A 15,918-nucleotide genomic window follows, 5' to 3' on the forward strand; every position below is an offset into this window, starting at 1 on the left:
CGGTTGATCCGTGGCTGGGACATCGAGTACAGCCGGCGCCCCCGCCCGTCGGCTGCTGCTCGTGGAGGATGACCGCGAGCTCGGGGGCATGTTGGTGGACCTGTTCACCGACGAGGGCTACACGGTCGACCTGGCCCTGGAGGGGCAGCGTGGCCTGCACCTGGGCCTGAGCCGCGCCTACGACGCCATGATCGTCGACCGGGGCCTGCCGGTGGTCGACGGCATCGACCTGCTGCGGCGGCTGCGCAGGCAGGCCGTCACTGTGCCGGTACTCGTCCTCAGCGCCTTCGGCACGGTCGCCGACCGGGTCACCGGGCTCGACGCGGGCGCCGAGGACTACCTGGTCAAGCCGTTCGAGATCGACGAGCTGCTGGCCAGGGTACGGGCGCTGCACCGCAGGAACCTGGACCAGGCAGGGCTGCTGCCCGTCGGCGCCGGCTGGCTGGATCCGGAGGCCCACACCGTACGGCTGCCGACCGGCGAACAGGTGACCCTGTCCGGCCAGGAGGCGCGGCTGCTGCACGCGCTGGCGATCCGGCCGCGGCAGGTGCACACACGCGCCTCGCTGCGGCAGCGGGTCTTCGACGGCGCCCGCACCGACGCGATCGTGGACACCTACGTCTACTACCTGCGCGGCAAGCTGGGGGCGGGCATCGTCAGCACCGTACGAGGCGTGGGCTACCGCCTGGGTGAGCTGTGAGGGGGCAACTGGCCGCCGATCCGGATCGGCGTCTGCTGAACCGGGCCCGCCGGCGGGTCACCGTGCAGGTGGCGGGCGCGATCTCGGTGGTGCTCGCGCTCTTCGGGGTGATGGTCTACTGCGTCACCGTGAGCGACCAGAGCGCCTCCGCACGGCGCGACCTGGCCGCCGCGACCCAGCACGGCTCCGTCGCTCACCCTCCCCCCTGCATGTGGCTGTTCGAACTACGCGACGGCACCGTACAGGCCTCTCCCGGCGCACCGGCGGCGCTCCCCCTGCGCACCGCGCTGTACCTGGCCGCCGCCGGCGGCGGCCCGCAGGTCACCCAGGCCGAGCTGGCCGGGCAGAGCTATCTCGTACGCACCGAGCGGCGCGGTGACGTGGCGACCCAGGCGGTGATCGACCTTCGCTACCAGGCCGCCGAACGGCAACGCCTGCTGCGCACGATCGCCGCCGCCGAGCTAGCCGGGCTGCTGGCCGCGCTGCTGATCGGCCAGGTCCTCGCCCGCCGGGCGATCGCGCCGCTGGGCGAGGCCCTGGCCCGCCAGCGCAGGTTCGCCGCCGACGTCAGCCACGAGCTACGGACCCCGCTGACCCGCCTGCACACCCGCGCCCAGCTCGTGGCCCGCCAGCTGCGGCGCGGCACCGACCCGATCCTGGTCATCGACGAGGCCGACCAGCTGGTCACCGGCAGCCGCCAGCTGGGCGAGGTGGTCGAGGACCTGCTGGTGTCGGCCCAGTTCAGGCAGCTGCGCCGGCCGTTCGTCCCCGTCGACCTGGCGGCGCTGGCCGAGGAACTGGCCGTCGCCGAGGCGGCCCGCGCCGCCGCGCACGGCGTGACGATCGAGGTACACCGCCAGGGCCTCGACGCCCACACCGTGCGCGGGGCGCAGTCGGCACTCCGCCGGGTGATCTCCGCCCTGCTGGACAACGCGCTCGGCCACACGAGTGCGGGCGGGCACATCTGGATGACGATCGTCGGCGGCCCGGAGGTGGTGGAGCTCACGGTGCGGGACGACGGGGTGGGCCTGGATCCGGCCGACTCCGAGCGGCTGTTCACCCGGTTCGTCGGCCAGGGCTTCGGGCTGGGGCTGGCCCTCGTACGGGAGGTGGTGGACGGGCACGGCGGCACGATCACGGCGGACGGGCGGCTGGGCGCGGGCGCGGTGTTCACCGTCCGCCTCCCGGCGGACCCCACCGTCCCGCACCGCCCGCGGCCAAGAAACGAGCCCACCAAGCCCACCAAGCCCACCAAGCCCGCCGAAACCACCAAGCCTGCCGACCACTCCGACCACTCTGGCCGCTCCGACCGCTCGGACCGCGAGCCTGAGCGGCGATTCTGATCCGCAATATTCCAACTCACGAATATTCCGGATCCCATCGACTGGCTGCTCGAAGCGGTATCAGCCAGAGCAAGATCTCCAAGATCGAGACAGGCGAAGTACCGCCCTCCGCAGTCGACGTCGAGCGCATCCTGCGCGCCCTGAACGCTTCACCTGAAGTGACCGAGGAGATCACCGCTCTCCCGCGACTGGCGAACACGCAGTTCCTAGACTTGCGCTCTACCCTTCGGCGCGGCCTCTGTGCCCGGCGGATGTCATGGCGGTCCAACTCGGTCGTCTGGCGTCGCTGGCGGTTCTTCCCAATATCCGGTTAGGCGTCATCCCCGTGGCTCAACCGCACCTGCCAGAGGGGCCGCTGGGCAAAGCCATGGGTCGACCTGGTGGTCTGGTCGGACGGGCTTCGCTTTTGGTGGCGTGTCGGCTGGAACGGAGAACACCCGAGACCCGTCTACGCGTGGCATCCGTCGGCGCACCCGACGCGCGCCCGCCGCCGCGTGGCGCACTCGCCTTCCGAGGCGACCCCCGGTGCGTATCCATGGGTGTGAGGTTGCGCGAATTGATCAGCGCGTTCCCCGGCTGGGACATCTCAGACGCGGCCGGCGGGGGCTGGTACGCGGTCCGCATCGCCACGGTCCCCGCACACAGCGGGCTCTCCAATGTCCGGTGTGGAGCCACCTTGGACGAGCTGCGTAAGCACCTGGAGCTGGAAGCTCAACGCGCGCGCCGCCCTGCCCGGCTGCGAGGTGCGGCCTGACCTGCCGCCCCGTCTATCAGGGACGCTTCATCTGAATTGTGGCGTGGAGACCCGGTCCTTCAGGGCCGGGAGGAAGCGCCACCCCTCCTCTCGAAAACAGTATGGAAAGACTCGGTCACGTTCGGTAATATGTGCGGTGGGTGAGGCCGGAGTGACAGGAGGTGCGTGATGGCGATCCGCCGCTCCGTCGCCAAGCGGCACGGCCTGCCCACGGTCGTGCAACTGCGGCTCACACCCGCACCGGCCCAAGCCGACGCCCTGGCCGCAGCGGTGCTGCTGTGCAATCAGGCGGCCACCGTCGTCTCCCGCCTGGCCTGGCAGCACCGTGTCTTCGCTGTGGTGGAGTTGCATCGGCTGGCCTATTACGAGGTGCGGGCGCAGGTGGCCGGGCTGGGCGCGCAAGCGGCCGTGCGGGCCATCGCCCGGGTCGCCGGCGCCTACGCCAACCGGCGCGCCACCAAGAAACGCGCCCACATCTTCCGCCCGCACGGCGCCGTCCCCTACGACGCCCGACTGATGAGCTTCAACCGGGACGCCCGCACCGTGTCGCTGTGGACCCCCACCGGCCGCATCACCCTCCCCTACACCGGCCGTACGGAAGACCTCAAAGCCGTGGACACGCTGCCGCTCGGCGAGGCAGACCTGATCTGCCGACGCGGCGTGTGGCTGCTGCAGGTCGCCCTCACCCTGCCCAAGCCGGCGGTGCGCGAGCCGGTTCACGGCTTTGTGGGGGTTGATCAAGGGGTGGCCAACCTGGCGGTCACCTCCGACGGGTCAGTGCTGCCCGGCCCCGCCCTGCCGGGGCCGATCGGCGGCAACGGCCACGTCCGCACCCTGCGCGAGCGACGCCATCGCCAACGCCGACGGCTGCAGAAGAAAGGCACGTCTGCGGCGCGGCGGGTACTGCGCCGCCTGTCCGGCCGTGAACACCGGATGATGACCGACCTCAACCACCAAATCAGCAAATACGTGGTGCGCGAAGCCGAACGCACCGGCCGCGGCATAGCCCTGGAAGACCTTCAGGGCATCCGCGGCCGGGTAAGGGCTCACCGGCTCCAGCGGCGCACCCTGCACAACTGGGCCTTCGCCCAGCAGATCACCCTCACCTGCTACAAGGCCACCCGAGCCGGGATCGCCTTCCTGCTGGTCGACCCCGCCTACACCTCCCAGGCCTGCCCGGAATGCGGGCACGTCAGCAGGGCGAACCGTCCGGCGCGGGGCCGGTTCGTCTGCGAAAGGTGTGGCCTCGCTGGGCACGCCGATCACATCGCGGCCCGCAACATCGCCGCACGCGGCGTTGCGGGCTGGGCTGCCATCAACCAGCCACACGCTACCGGCCTCCCTTCACCCAGACGGGACCGTGAGAGCAAACCACCGGCTTCAGTCGGTGGTAGTTGATTCTTGCCTGCTCTCCGCACTGAGCAGCAGACCGAAAAGCGCGCCTTGCGCGGTTTGAGTACGGAACGCGTCCAGCGGCGGGTTCGATCCGATGCCGAAGAGGTCTTCGGCATCCTTCACGGACGGCGCGGAATCTAGGCTCACGGCCATCCCCTGTCCTGCTGGAGGCCTCCATGTCCGGGCCTGATCAACTGTTCGCCAAGCTGCGGGCCAGGCCGGCGCGGGCCCGCGTCTGGGTGCAGACGCTGATTCTGCTCGTACGCCCTGGATCTTCGGGTCGCGGGGGTGGGAGCGAAGCATCTCCTCACAGAGCCCGCCCAGGATCGGTTTCACCTGCGGCGGCGGAACAGGCAACGAGCCGGTTGACCGGTGAGCGCCCCGAGGGCGATAGTGCGGACGAGCGCCGCCGGCACGCCCGGGACGAGTTACGGCGGGGCGGCGTCGTCTGGCTGGCCTATGCCACCGCGGTGCGGCACCTGATCCGGCTCGCGGTGCCCGCCGCGGCGGTATTCCTGCCGATCGGCCTGCTTGCGGCGTCGGCGCTGGTCTTGCTCGCGGACGGGTCCGCGGCGGTGGTCAACGGCGACTTCGAGCTGATCGGCACGCCTGATACGTCCTTGCTGGCGTGGTCGGCGGCGGTGCTGGTCGTCTTGGGGGCCGGACAGGCGGTGGCGCTGCCCGCGACGGTGATGCTCGCCACCGGGCGGCTGGTCGGCAAGGACGTCTCGGCCTCCGACGCGATGCGGGCCGCGGCCCGGCGCTGGCCCGCGATGGCGGTCCTCGTCCTGGTCGGCGTGTTGGCGTTCACGGCTGCTCTGGTGGCCGGGCTCGGCATTCTCATGTGGACCGGGGCGCAGGTCACGGCTTACGCCGTCATGACGGTCCTGGCCCTGTCCGCGATGCCGTGCCTGCTGGCCGTGGCGCCCATTGTCCTGGAGGGCCGGTCCGCGAGGGGCTCGCTCGCTCGCGCCTACCGGCTGACGGCCGGCGCCTCCTGGGCAACAACGCTCACGCTGGCCTTCGGCGTCGTGCTCTTGCCCGCACTGGCCGCGCAGGCAGTGAACTGGGCGGTGTCCGGGCTGCCCATCGTGCCGGCCGTGGCCGGCTCCGTACTGGCGTTGGCCACCGTGCCGTTCCAGGCGGCCGTGATCGCCCGCCTGTTCCTGCACCGCTTGGACATCAAGGGGACGATCACCGAGTTCAAGGAGGTCGTCGACGGTCTGCCGGCGAGCACGCCACACCCGGTCAGGCGCGTGCCGGTGCTCGCGGCGCTGCTCCTGCCCGGCCTGCTGTACGGCGGCGCGGTGCTGATCAACCCACTCGGCTGGCTGGAGGTCTCCGAGACGGCCGTCACAGAGAACTGGTCACGCGAGTCGGACTCCGAGGTTTCTGAGGAGGACGGGCGTCCAAAGCCGCAACTCCATGCGTCGGACTTGCAAGCCCTGCACGCGGGGCAGGGCGGGCGCATGGTCATGCTCCTCGACGACTCCGCCGAGGCGAAGCTGCTGACCTGCATGGACAGCAGCTGCACTCAAACCCGGTTCACCTGGGCCGAACCGGTCGGCGTCGTCGGCGGGTACACAGCGGCCAGCGCCCGGCTGGCGGACGGCCGTCTCGTCGTGTCGACGTGGACGCAGGAGGGCGCGGACGAAGACGGGCTGATCCTGGACTACGACAAATGGCGCGCCCGGCTCGGGCTGCTGATCTGCGACGCGACGGCCTGCGTCCCGGCCCCTGGCGGCAAGACCATCACGGAGGTGACATCGTCCACGCAGGACAGGACGGTCGCTCTCGCGGCACGGCCTGGCGGCGGTCTGCTGGTCGCCCAGCTCCACCAGCTCCCGTTGAGTGAAAGTGACATCGCCGAGGAAGGGCTCTCGATCACCACCTGCGACGATCCGGCCTGCACCCATCCACGCACCAAGCAGATCGCCAAGCTTCCCGTCCACAGATACCGGGACAACGATCGCGGCCTCATCGCCGGCGTAGGCCCCGACGACCGGCCCGTTGTGCTGCGGTTCGACCGCGAAACCGGCTCGGTCTTCGTGATCTCCTGCGACGACCCCGCCTGCGCCCGGGCACGCACGGGGCAGCCCGTCCAAGATTCGACCGATTACTCCGACGGCCAAGCCGGCGCTGCCATGCTGGTCCGGGCCAACGGCCGGCCGCTGATCGCCTACCGGGATGTGACCGACGGCGCGATCAAACTGCTCGACTGCCACACCCGCGAATGCTCAAAGGCCGGCACCATCACGCTGTCCGAACCCGGTCACAACACGGCGCCGGCGACGGTGCTGTCCCGGGACGGGCGGGCTCTGGTGGCCTATCAAGACCTCGACCGCAAACGGGTCGTCATCGCCGCCTGCACGGGAACGCACTGCACGCGCACTCCGATCACGACGATCCGGCGCCGCGGTAGTGATGGCCTGGCCATGGCGTTGAACGGCCAGGGCCGACCCATGATCGCCTGGATGGACGTCGGGGGATGGCACGACTGGGACCTTGTCGTCACCACGCCGCTCAACCTGCCCTGACCCAACTGGTTCCCGCGCTACCGATCAACGTGCCGCGCCACACCTGATCATCGGGCACGAGCGCTCGCAAGGAGCTCAAGGCGTTCCGTCCAAGCTCGCGAGCAATCGCTCGATCTCCGAGGCATCAGGCAGACTCTCCACCACCGGCGGTAGAACTGGAACGGCGTCTCGCTCATCGACTGCCGCAAGGTGTGCGACACCAGGCGGCACCACGGAGCGGATCGCCTCTACGCAGCGGGTTTCGGCCTCAGCGCGGATGCTGATCGCCTTCAGGGCGGAACGTTTGGCCTCCTGCCGTTCTTCTTCCCACTCGCGGGCCTCTCGGGCGACCTCGACGGATCGTTCTCTCCTGTACGGATCGGACAGATCGCGGATGAGCTCTTCCGCCATGAACTCGTCCAAGGCGCGCCAGTCACCGCCCGGCGCATCCGGCGCCGAAGCCAGGATACGGAAGCTCCGGACGGCCCGGCTGTGCGCCTCTCGCGCGTTCTCCGCCCAGGACCGCGCGCCGGATGCCTGTGTCCTGGCCAACTCCACGCTGTCGGCGAAGTCCGACAGCGCCTCGGCGCAGGCACGATAGGCGATCGCGAGTCTGGTCGTCTCCGCGTGGATCTCCGTCATGATCTCATGGAAGTCGGCATCATCACCGTCTCGCACCCGGGCGCCGCCGACCGGCCGGGCGTAGTCGGTGGACATCGAGGAGAACCAGCCCTGTCGATGGGCCGAGTGCTTGGCCGCCCGCTCCAGCAGCACCCGCTCACGGCGCGACACGCTCCCGTCCAAGGCCCGCAGCACCAGGTCGGCCACGTCCTCGGGCCGGTAGCGACGATCCAGCGAGCCGTGCAGCTCCACCAGGGCTTCCCGGCGGGCTGGAACGCGGCCGTCCGCCTCGCGGAACTCCATGCCCCCATCATTCACGTCCGCGCCATCCCGCCTCAAACGATTTGCCGGCGCGGGCCGAACCCGATGTCCGCCAAGCCCTGACCGTGTGACCGGAGGTCGTCCGCCACCGGTTCCAGCGATTCGGCAAGCCACTCTCATGACCAGGAAAGGTGACCGGGTCGTTCCAGGGCGGATCACGACAAGGCTGAAAACCTCCCTGTGGGAGATGCGGTGACCCGCAGTCCGATCACCACACGGAGGTGCGCCATGACGATCAACGCCAATCTCGACAAGCTGCTCGACAAGGCATTCGAGAAGTACGAGCTGGAGAAGCTGCCCGCCGCCCCGGTGAGCGCGCTCGCCGGGGTGAGCGACGCCGACGCCGAGTCGCTGGCCAAGGCGTTCAACATCAAGACCATCGGCGATCTCGGCCGCAACAAGCACTTCCGCGCCGCGGTGGCCATCGTCAACCTCGTCGACGCCGCCAAGTAGCAGCGCACCGCTAAGACGCCCTGTCCATCGTGGGCGCGGGCGGGGCGTCTCGGCAGCGACGCACGCATGAGAAGAGGCCCGTTCCTCATGACGAGTAACGAGCCTCTGACCTGCGACGAGCGTGGTGGGCGATACTGGGATCGAACCAGTGACCTCTTCGGTGTGAACGAAGCGCTCTCCCGCTGAGCTAATCGCCCGCCCTGCGGCCCCTTGCGGCGCCGACGGGAAAACCATACCGCACTCCGGGACCAGGTGGCGAAGCGGCGGGAGGCGCGGAGGGTGATTCGGGGAAAGGGTGCGGTTGCCCATCGGCGTGACGGCTCGTTGGCATACCATCGTCGTGTTCCGGTAGGTGCCGATCGTGATCTTTTCTCAAGGAACGTTCTTGGTGGGCTCCCCGGAACAGGCTCCACGAACACGCAAAACCCTTGTAAATACGACCCGATTGATGCCGTTTAGCCAGGTAGATGCCTAAATGTCCAGCTGTGATGTGCGTTACAGAAGGGCCTAGGAGCGGAATCTTTCCTACAGGTTTCTTCGTTCCGCGTGATAGCTCAGGACGAAGTCCGTCAGAGCAGTGATAGCCCCGAAGAGGGGACCTTCGACGAAAAGGTTTGGCTGACGATGAACAGCACCACCGTCTCCGCCGAGCTTGGCCTTCGGCTTGTGGTCCCCGACCGTACTACCGTCCCCCTGCTCGCCGGACTGAGTTACACGGCCGACGACCCGTACGCCATCCGCATGGCCTTCCACGTAGGGAACGACGAACCGGTCGAGTGGATCTTTGCCCGTGAGTTGCTGACAGTTGGCATCGTGAGACGCGTCGGCGACGGCGACGTGCAGGTATGGCCCGCACGCGCCGACGGCGAACGCACCCTGCACATCAGTTTGACCTCGCCGTTCGGCCAGGCACTGTTCGAGGTGCCGCTGGCGCCGCTGACCGAGTTCCTCCACCGCACCTACGAGAAGGTGCCCGCCGGCCGCGAGACCGACTTCATGGACCTCGACGCCGAACTCACCAATATGCTCTGGCCGAGCTGACCTCTTTTCGATCTTTTACGGCAGAGCACGGTGAGCCCCAGACGCCGCACAGGGCTGGGGTCTGTCCAGGGACACGCTCCTCCGGTGGAGGTGGCCGGGCGCCGTGACGTGCGCATTCTTGACCCCGGTCCGGGGATTGGGCCGGGGTCTCATGATTTGCGCGGGACCGCCCGGGGTCTGATCATTAGGCCGGGGTCCCGGTGAACGCGTGCCCGAGGTCCGCGCCATAGACGGTAAGTCGGGTTCCTGATGGTTTGCTGAGATTATTGGTTGATCTCGGTCAGAGCCGCTTTCATTCTCGTAATCTCGATGCTCTGGCCCGAGTAGACGTCTCTCGCCATGCGCCTCATCGGCTGGTCCGTGCCGGCGGCGAGCTCTTCGCCGGCCATCTTCAGGGCGCCCCCGTGGTGTCTGACCATGAGTTGCAGGAACAGGCGGTCGAAGGCGGCCGCGCGGGCCGCCCGCAGGGCGTTCATCTCCTCCAGGGTGGCCATGCCGTAGCCCTCGGGGCCGTGCGAGTGGTCGCCGGGGACCGGGCGGCCGAGGGAGGCGAGCCAGGAGGACATGACGGTGATCTCGGGACGCTGCGCACTGGCGATCTGCTCGGCGAAGCGGCGTACGGCCGGTGTCGTCGTACGGTCCTTGACCAGGCCGGTCATCTCCAGCGCCTGCCGGTGGTGCGGGATCATGCCTTCGGCGAAGCGCACGTCGGCGGCGGCCGGGGCGGGCGGCGGCTGGCCGAGGCGTTCGCCGGGCGTGGCCGTGCGGGCGGGGCTGCCCGGGCCCTGTGGGACGATCACCGGAGCGTCGGTGCCGATCGCGGACGGCTGCTCCGCCTCCTGGGCGCACGCCGACAGCACGGGCAGCACGAGTGCCGCCAAGACTGCGGGAATGAGCGCACGCGATCGGGACCTTTCTGACATAGCTTCCATAGTGACCCAGGAACGAGAGGGAAGTGCGTGATCTTCGGAAAGGTACGGGTGGCGGCGGCGTGCGCGGCACTCCTGCTGATGGCCGCGTGCAGCGCCGGTTCGCGAGGGGAGGATCCCTCCGGAGACGGGGGCGAGCCCCTCACCACCGCCCAGCCGACCGGTGACGCGAAGACGAGCCCGAACGTCAAGCGGGTCGCCCACGTGCCCCGCACGGCTCCGCTCAACGGCGCCATGGACTGGAACACCGACCTGGCCTTCCAGGGCGACTACGCGTACGTGGGCAACTTCGGCGGGTTCTCGATCTACGACATCAGCGACCCGACCAAGCCCAAGACCGTCAGCCAGATCGCCTGCCCGGCGCAGCAGAACGACGTCTCGATCTACGGCGACCTGCTGATCCTGTCGATCGACGAGCCGCGCAGCGACGAGAGCTGCGCCTCCACGACGAAGAGCCAGGCATGGGAAGGGCTGCGGATCTTCGACGTCAGCGACAAGAAGAACCCGAAGTACGTCTCGGCCGTCGCGACCGACTGCGGATCGCACACGCACACGATGATCCCCGACGGGGAGACGCTGTACGTGTACGTGTCGTCGCCCGGCCCAGAGCCGGAGTCGGACACGTGCCCGCCGCCGCACGAACTCCTCCAGGTCGTGGAGATCCCCACCAAGGATCCCAAGGCCGCCAAGGTCGTGGCAAGGCCGAACTTCTTCCCGGACCGCGAGGAGACGGGCGCCGGGTGCCACGACATCACGGCGTTCCCGGAGAAGAAGCTGGCCGCGGCCGCCTGCTTCGGTGACGGCGTGCTGCTCGACATCTCCGACCCGGTCAACCCGAAGCTGCTCCAGCGGATACGCGACGAGGAGAACTTCCAGCTCTGGCATTCGGCGACGTTCAACAACGACGCGACCAAGGTGGTGTTCAGCGACGAGCTGGGCGGCGGCTCCGCGCCGACCTGCGACCGGGACACGCCGCGGACCAAGGGCGCGGACGCGATCTACGACCTCACGAACGGGCAGCTGGAGCGGCGCGGCTACTTCAAGATCCCGCGCGAGCAGGAGCAGGACGAGAACTGCGTAGCCCACAACGGCTCGCTCCTCCCGGTGCCGGGCAAGGACATCATGGTCCAGTCGTGGTATCAGGGCGGCGTGTCGATCTGGGACTTCACCGACTCCGCCAACGCCAAGGAGATCGGCTACTTCGATCCGCCCCCGTTCGACGGCGTCGCGGGGTCCTGGTCCGCCTACTACTACAACGGCTACATCTACTCCAGTGACATCCGGGGCGGCCTGGACGTCATCGAGATCAAGGATCCGCTGACGGACCCGGCCAAGCAGGTCAAGATGGACGACTTCAACGTCCAGACCCAGAAGTCCTACTGAGGTGCCGTGATGGTCCCCGCCCGCCAGTTGCTGTAGGTGGTGGCGAAGGAGGAGGCCAGCCGGATGTTGGCGTTGAGCGCGCGCCAGGACAGGTCGAAGAAGACCGGCCTGTCGCGCGGGTCCAGCTTGAGCTTCCAGGTGAGCTGGGTGTCGGCGAGGTCGTCGGCGGTCCACCCGCCGGTGATCTCCGAGATCTTGTCCTGGAGCGCCCGCGGGCCCTTGCTGGTCACCAGGGAGCCGGAGTAGGACCGTCCCTCCGCGCTGATCCGCGGCGTCAGGCTGATCACGTCGAGCAGGGCGCCGATCCCCGCGGTCACGGGAAGCATCTCGGCGAAGTAGAGCGACGCCGACGCCTCCTTGCCCTTCACCGGCTTGCCGTCCAGGTAGACCGTCGGCGTGTCGGAGCTCTCTATGACGACCACCTGGCGGCTGTCGCCGACCGACTCGACCCGCATGTCGAAGTCCGTGGTGGTGTCGTCGCTCGCGCCGAACACGAGCCGGCCCCGGGCCTGGCCGGCGTACGCGCTCTCGCTCAGGCCGCCCGAGTAGGTGAAGTCGGCCAGCGGCGTCACGATGGTCGCCGCCTCCACGGCCGCGACCAGCTCCGCGCGCTTGGCCGGCGGCGGGGGGACCACGGACTCGGCCGCGCCGGTGGTCGTCGATGACGGTGTACCGGTGGCGGCGGCCGATGTGATGGGTGCGCGGCCGGCCGCCCGCTCCCAGAGCAGCACCCCGCTGACCAGCAGCGCCGTCGCCGCGAGGCCCGCCCCGGCGAGCATCTTCCTGCGCGCCAGCAGCGCCCGCACGGGGTGGATGGGCGGCAGCGGCCCGGCCACCAAGGTGTCGGCCGCCGCCAGCGCGCCCTGTTCGAGCACGTCGGCCTCTTCCGAGCGCCGGTCCTCGCCGAGCAGTTCCAGCAGGACGCCGCGCGCCGTGGGACGGGCCGCGGGGTCCTTGGCCAGGCAGCGGGCCACGATCCCGCGCAGCGGCTCGGCCAGATCGCCCAGGTCGGGCTCGCCCTGCAGGATCCGGTAGGCGACCGCGGCGATCGTGTCCCCGCCGAACGGCGCCTGCCCGGTGGCCGCGTACGCCATCGTGGAGCCCCAGGCGAACACATCGGCCGGCGGCCCGACGGGCCCGTCGCCGAACTGCTCGGGCGCCATGTAGCGCGGTGTCCCGGCCAGCCCGCTCTTGGTCGCGGTGAGCCCCGAGAGCCGGGCGATGCCGAAGTCGATGACCCGCGGCCCGTCCTGGGCCATCAGCACGTTGCCCGGCTTGAAGTCGCGGTGCACCACGCCCGCCCGATGGATGGCGGTCAGCGCGGTGACCGTACCGATGGCCAGGCGGGTGAGAGACGTGCCGCGCAGGGGTGCGACCTCCTCCAGAGAGGGGCCGTCGATGTACTCGCTCACGACGTAGGGCGGGTCGTGGTCGAGGTCGGCGGTGATCACCCGGGCCGTGCAGAACTCGGCGACCTGCCTGGCGGCGGCGAGCTCCCGCTGCGCCGTGCGATCGACGCCGCCCGCCACGCCGCCCGCCATCAGCTTGATCGCCACTCGCTCGCCACCCGGCTTCTCGGCCAGGTAGACCACGCCCTGCCCGCCCTGCCCGAGCCGGCCCACGATCAGATAGCCGCCGAGCCGCAGCGGGTCGCCCGGCCGGGGTGTATCGACGGCCATCTGCTCAGGGGTTGAGGTCGGCGGCGGCGTGCTCGGCGAAGATCCGCATCGCCTTCGCGGTGATCGGCCCCGGGGCCACCGGCAACTCGGTCTCGTCGACGAGCCTGATCGGCTGGATGTCGCGGGTGGTGGAGGTCAGGAACGCCTCCTCGGCGGTGTAGAGGGCGGACAGCGGTACGTCGGCCTCCTCGCCGCCGCACCATTGGAGTACCAGCGCCCTGGTGACGCCGGCCAGGCAGCCGGAGTCGAGGGTCGGGGTGAGCAGCCGCCCGTCGCGGACGATGAAGATGTTGGAGCCGGTGCCCTCGCACAGGTTGCCGGCGAGGTTGCCGAAGATGGCCTCGCCGCCGCCGCGCGCCTTGGCGTGGGCCAGGGCCTTGGCGTTGTCGCCGTAGGAGGTGCTCTTGACGCCGGCCAGGGCGCCGTTCTCGTTGCGCGGCCAGGGGACGACGGTGACGTTGGCGGTGCCGGGGAACGGCTTCTGCTCGTCGACGATCACGATCGAGGTGGTGCCCTGGTCGCCGCGGTCGGAGCCGAGAGGGCCCGGGCCGCTGGTGTAGGTGATGCGGATGCGGCCGAGCGGCCAGTCGGGGGCGGCGGCCAGGCACTTGCCGACGCCGTCTTCGATGGCCCCGAGGTCGGGCTCGGGCAGGTCCATGCGCTGGGCCGACAGCGCGAGCCGGTCGAGGTGCCTGGTGAGCGCGAACGCCTCGCCGTGCACGATCTTGATGGTCTCGAAGACTCCGTCGCCGACCATCAGCCCATGGTCGAACACCGAGACGGTCGCCTGCGCGGGGTCGATCAGTTCCCCGTTGACCCAGACAGGGATGGTCATCTATTTCCTCCTGAGGATGCCAGTGCGATGAGCCTGGACGCCTTCAGCTCGGTCTCGAGCCATTCACGCCGGGGATCGCTGCCCCAGGTTATGCCCGCGCCCGTGCCGAAGCGGATCTCGCCTGCTTCGATCCAGAACGTACGGATGCCCACAGCCAGCGCCGCCCGTCGACGGTCGGCGTCGACCCAGCCCACGGCCCCACAGTACGGCCCGCGCGGCTCCGGTTCGAGCTCATTGATGATGCGCAACGCGGACGACTTGGGCGCGCCGGTGACCGAGCCGGGCGGGAAGGTCGCCGCGAACAGCTCCGGCCAGCCCGCTCCGGGCGCCAGCCTGGCCCGTACGGTCGACACGAGGTGGACCAGCCCGGGATGCTCCTCGACGGCGCAGAGCGACGGCACCTCGACGGAGCCGACGGCGGCGATCCGGCCGAGGTCGTTGCGGACCAGGTCGACGATCATGACATTCTCAGCGTAGTCCTTCTCCAGCAGGTCGTCCGCCGTGGCGCCGGTGCCCTTGATCGGTCTTGACTCGATCAGGTCCCCTTCGCGCGACAAATACAGCTCGGGCGAGGCCGACACCACGCTCAGTCCGGGCACCTGGACGACGGCCGCGTAGGGGGCCGGGTTGCCGGTGGCCAGGCGGGCGGCCAGGGCCAGCGGGTCGGCGTCGTGGGGCAGCGGCGCGGTCAGGACGCGGCAGAGGTTGGCCTGGTAGACCTCGCCCCGCTCGATGTAGTCGCGGATGGCCTGGACCCCGCGCTCGTAGGCGGCCTGGTCGAGGGAGCTGTGCCACCGGTCGGGGGCGGGGCCGTGCCACGGGGCCCTGGGGGTGGGCAGGGGCGCCTGGCGTACGTGGTCGAAGCGGGCGCACGTCACCTTGCCCTCATAGTCGACCACCACCGCCCACCAGCCGTCGCCGTCGAGCGCGGCCAGGTCGGTCGTCAGGTCGCGCAGGCCGGTGGCGAGGAGGTTGCCTACGGAGGCGAAGCCGTCGTACACACCTGCCATTCTCCCAGCAATCGGACGAACTCCCGCGCGGACGGCAGCGGCACTTCGGGCAGGGCCGCGTACACCTTGCGTGCAGGGACCAACCCCCTCAGGGGCCGCAACACCAGATCGGCGGGTACGGCCCGCGCCGCGAGCTCCGGCACCAGCGTCACCCCGAGCCCGGCAGCGACGCAGCCGAACTTGCCCGTCCATTCGGCCACCCGCAGCCCGCTGCGCGGCGTGAACCCGGCCGCGGCGCAGGCGGTGACGAGCAATGTCGGCTGTCCGCGCGGCGCGGCCTCGATCCACGTCTCGTCGGCCAGGTCGCGCAGGTCCACGTCGGGCTCAGCGGCCAGCCGGTGCGCCCGCGGCAGCGCCACCAGCAGCCGGTCCTCGCGCAGCGGCACGATCCGGCCGCCGTCGGCGGGCAGCCCGGCGGGATAGTCGCTGATCACCGCGACGTCCAGCGCGCCCGCCTGCAGCCGCTCCATCAGCCGCGTCGTCAGCCCCTCGACCAGCCGCAGCCCGACCTCCGGCCGGCGCTCGGCGAACCGCTTGAGCGTCACGGGCACGAGATCGACGTTGGCCGTGGCGAACGCGCCCACCCGCAGCGTGCCGCCGCTGCCGCCGTGGATCGCGGTCAGCTCCTCGCACGCGCGGTCGAGCCGGTCGAGCACGGCGACGGCGTGCCGGTGCAGCGCCACTCCCGCCGGTGTCAGACGTACGCCTCTGGCCAGCCGCTCGAACAGCGGCCCGCCGGTGGCCCGCTCAAGGGCGGCGATCCGCCGCGAGACGGCCGACTGGGTGTATCCGAGCAACTCGGCGGCGGCGGTGAACGAGCCGCTTTTGGCCACCTCGTCGAAGAGGCGGAGCGCGACGGTGTCGAAGGTATTCGTGTCTGTCATGGCTGACATGCAATCTAGTCGGTGGTGGAATGCCTCGCATGTCAGTTAACTGGG

Annotated in this window: 16 protein-coding genes and 1 tRNA gene; 9 read left to right on the forward strand and 8 right to left on the reverse strand. The window is 70.0% G+C overall.

The genetic code is table 11. The annotated features are described in order from the left end of the window. Nucleotides 1-10: 10 nt before the first annotated feature. The 5 genes from AB0B64_RS45040 (at nucleotide 11) to AB0B64_RS45060 (ending at nucleotide 4,195) form a co-directional block, all read left to right on the forward strand. A complete protein-coding gene (locus tag AB0B64_RS45040; protein WP_358187363.1) occupies nucleotides 11-700 on the forward strand; it encodes a response regulator transcription factor in 690 nt (229 codons plus the stop codon). After that, a complete protein-coding gene (locus AB0B64_RS45045) occupies nucleotides 697-2,043 on the forward strand; it encodes a HAMP domain-containing sensor histidine kinase (protein ID WP_358187369.1) in 1,347 nt (448 codons plus the stop codon). Before AB0B64_RS45040 ends, AB0B64_RS45045 begins: the two co-directional genes overlap by 4 nt. A 41-nt stretch (nucleotides 2,044-2,084) precedes the next feature. Continuing rightward, on the forward strand, nucleotides 2,085-2,357 hold the full coding sequence (locus AB0B64_RS45050) for a helix-turn-helix transcriptional regulator (RefSeq protein ID WP_358187620.1): 273 nt from the start codon (nucleotides 2,085-2,087) through the stop codon (nucleotides 2,355-2,357). A 233-nt stretch (nucleotides 2,358-2,590) separates the two neighbouring features. Next, the gene (locus tag AB0B64_RS45055) at nucleotides 2,591-2,797 is read left to right on the forward strand and encodes a hypothetical protein (RefSeq protein WP_357955667.1); all 207 of its coding nucleotides are present in this window, start codon (nucleotides 2,591-2,593) and stop codon (nucleotides 2,795-2,797) included. A 168-nt stretch (nucleotides 2,798-2,965) separates the two neighbouring features. Then, nucleotides 2,966-4,195: a transposase gene (locus tag AB0B64_RS45060; protein ID WP_358187375.1), complete on the forward strand. Its 1,230-nt coding sequence runs from the start codon at nucleotides 2,966-2,968 to the stop codon at nucleotides 4,193-4,195. Here the strand turns inward: AB0B64_RS45060 and AB0B64_RS45065 are convergent. Then, entirely contained in the window at nucleotides 4,178-4,339 is a 162-nt protein-coding gene (locus AB0B64_RS45065; RefSeq protein ID WP_357955670.1) for a hypothetical protein, read from the reverse strand. The two genes, AB0B64_RS45060 and AB0B64_RS45065, sit on opposite strands and share 18 nt — an antisense overlap. Nucleotides 4,340-4,557: 218 nt before the next feature. On the opposite strand from AB0B64_RS45065, the gene AB0B64_RS45070 reads away from it, so the two are divergent. Beyond that, nucleotides 4,558-6,729, forward strand: a complete 2,172-nt coding sequence (locus tag AB0B64_RS45070; protein WP_358187379.1) for a hypothetical protein — start codon at nucleotides 4,558-4,560, stop codon at nucleotides 6,727-6,729. Between the two features lie 75 nt (nucleotides 6,730-6,804). On the opposite strand, the gene AB0B64_RS45075 is transcribed toward AB0B64_RS45070, so the two are convergent. Beyond that, nucleotides 6,805-7,632 (reverse strand): hypothetical protein, encoded by an 828-nt coding sequence (locus AB0B64_RS45075; protein ID WP_358187385.1) that lies wholly within the window; start codon nucleotides 7,630-7,632, stop codon nucleotides 6,805-6,807. 246 nt (nucleotides 7,633-7,878) lie between these two features. On the opposite strand from AB0B64_RS45075, the gene AB0B64_RS45080 reads away from it, so the two are divergent. Next, complete coding sequence (locus AB0B64_RS45080) at nucleotides 7,879-8,103, forward strand: hypothetical protein (RefSeq protein ID WP_357955675.1); 225 nt, start codon at nucleotides 7,879-7,881, stop codon at nucleotides 8,101-8,103. A gap of 122 nt (nucleotides 8,104-8,225) precedes the next feature. Here AB0B64_RS45080 and AB0B64_RS45085 read toward each other — a convergent pair. After that, nucleotides 8,226-8,300, reverse strand: a tRNA-Val gene (locus AB0B64_RS45085). Nucleotides 8,301-8,727: 427 nt separating this feature from the next. Between AB0B64_RS45085 and AB0B64_RS45090 the strand changes: the two genes are divergently transcribed. Continuing rightward, on the forward strand, nucleotides 8,728-9,144 hold the full coding sequence (locus tag AB0B64_RS45090) for an SsgA family sporulation/cell division regulator (RefSeq protein ID WP_020547189.1): 417 nt from the start codon (nucleotides 8,728-8,730) through the stop codon (nucleotides 9,142-9,144). 263 nt (nucleotides 9,145-9,407) lie between these two features. On the opposite strand, the gene AB0B64_RS45095 is transcribed toward AB0B64_RS45090, so the two are convergent. Then, entirely contained in the window at nucleotides 9,408-10,025 is a 618-nt protein-coding gene (locus tag AB0B64_RS45095; RefSeq protein WP_357955676.1) for a DUF305 domain-containing protein, read from the reverse strand. 78 nt (nucleotides 10,026-10,103) lie between these two features. Between AB0B64_RS45095 and AB0B64_RS45100 the strand changes: the two genes are divergently transcribed. After that, nucleotides 10,104-11,456: a beta-propeller domain-containing protein gene (locus AB0B64_RS45100; protein ID WP_358187395.1), complete on the forward strand. Its 1,353-nt coding sequence runs from the start codon at nucleotides 10,104-10,106 to the stop codon at nucleotides 11,454-11,456. On the opposite strand, the gene AB0B64_RS45105 is transcribed toward AB0B64_RS45100, so the two are convergent. Genes AB0B64_RS45105 through AB0B64_RS45120 form a run of 4 tightly spaced genes read right to left on the reverse strand, consistent with a single transcriptional unit; the run spans nucleotide 11,450 to nucleotide 15,864 of the window. Then, nucleotides 11,450-13,135: a serine/threonine-protein kinase gene (locus AB0B64_RS45105; protein ID WP_358187399.1), complete on the reverse strand. Its 1,686-nt coding sequence runs from the start codon at nucleotides 13,133-13,135 to the stop codon at nucleotides 11,450-11,452. The genes AB0B64_RS45100 and AB0B64_RS45105 overlap by 7 nt on opposite strands. Nucleotides 13,136-13,139: 4 nt before the next feature. Then, nucleotides 13,140-13,970, reverse strand: coding sequence for an aminotransferase class IV (locus AB0B64_RS45110; RefSeq protein ID WP_357955683.1), 831 nt, complete (start codon nucleotides 13,968-13,970; stop codon nucleotides 13,140-13,142). Then, the gene (locus tag AB0B64_RS45115) at nucleotides 13,967-14,980 is read right to left on the reverse strand and encodes a chorismate-binding protein (RefSeq protein WP_358187406.1); all 1,014 of its coding nucleotides are present in this window, start codon (nucleotides 14,978-14,980) and stop codon (nucleotides 13,967-13,969) included. The genes AB0B64_RS45110 and AB0B64_RS45115 overlap by 4 nt, the downstream gene beginning before the upstream one ends. After that, nucleotides 14,947-15,864 carry a LysR family transcriptional regulator gene (locus AB0B64_RS45120; protein WP_357955688.1) on the reverse strand — a complete coding sequence of 306 codons (918 nt, stop codon included), beginning with the start codon at nucleotides 15,862-15,864 and terminating at the stop codon, nucleotides 14,947-14,949. The genes AB0B64_RS45115 and AB0B64_RS45120 overlap by 34 nt, the downstream gene beginning before the upstream one ends. Nucleotides 15,865-15,918 lie beyond the last annotated feature (54 nt).

The sequence above is a fragment of the Nonomuraea sp. NPDC049129 genome (genome assembly GCF_040648495.1).
GTDB lineage: Bacteria > Actinomycetota > Actinomycetes > Streptosporangiales > Streptosporangiaceae > Nonomuraea.

What these genes read in the sequence shown, in the direction of transcription:
- AB0B64_RS45105 (WP_358187399.1), bottom strand. Translation starts at nt 13,135, where the DNA reads ATGGCCGTCGATACACCCCGGCCGGGCGACCCGCTGCGGCTCGGCGGC.
- AB0B64_RS45110 (WP_357955683.1), bottom strand. Translation starts at nt 13,970, where the DNA reads ATGACCATCCCTGTCTGGGTCAACGGGGAACTGATCGACCCCGCGCAG.
- AB0B64_RS45075 (WP_358187385.1), bottom strand. Translation starts at nt 7,632, where the DNA reads ATGGAGTTCCGCGAGGCGGACGGCCGCGTTCCAGCCCGCCGGGAAGCC.
- AB0B64_RS45060 (WP_358187375.1), top strand. Translation starts at nt 2,966, where the DNA reads ATGGCGATCCGCCGCTCCGTCGCCAAGCGGCACGGCCTGCCCACGGTC.
- AB0B64_RS45090 (WP_020547189.1), top strand. Translation starts at nt 8,728, where the DNA reads ATGAACAGCACCACCGTCTCCGCCGAGCTTGGCCTTCGGCTTGTGGTC.
- AB0B64_RS45080 (WP_357955675.1), top strand. Translation starts at nt 7,879, where the DNA reads ATGACGATCAACGCCAATCTCGACAAGCTGCTCGACAAGGCATTCGAG.
- AB0B64_RS45115 (WP_358187406.1), bottom strand. Translation starts at nt 14,980, where the DNA reads ATGGCAGGTGTGTACGACGGCTTCGCCTCCGTAGGCAACCTCCTCGCC.
- AB0B64_RS45120 (WP_357955688.1), bottom strand. Translation starts at nt 15,864, where the DNA reads ATGACAGACACGAATACCTTCGACACCGTCGCGCTCCGCCTCTTCGAC.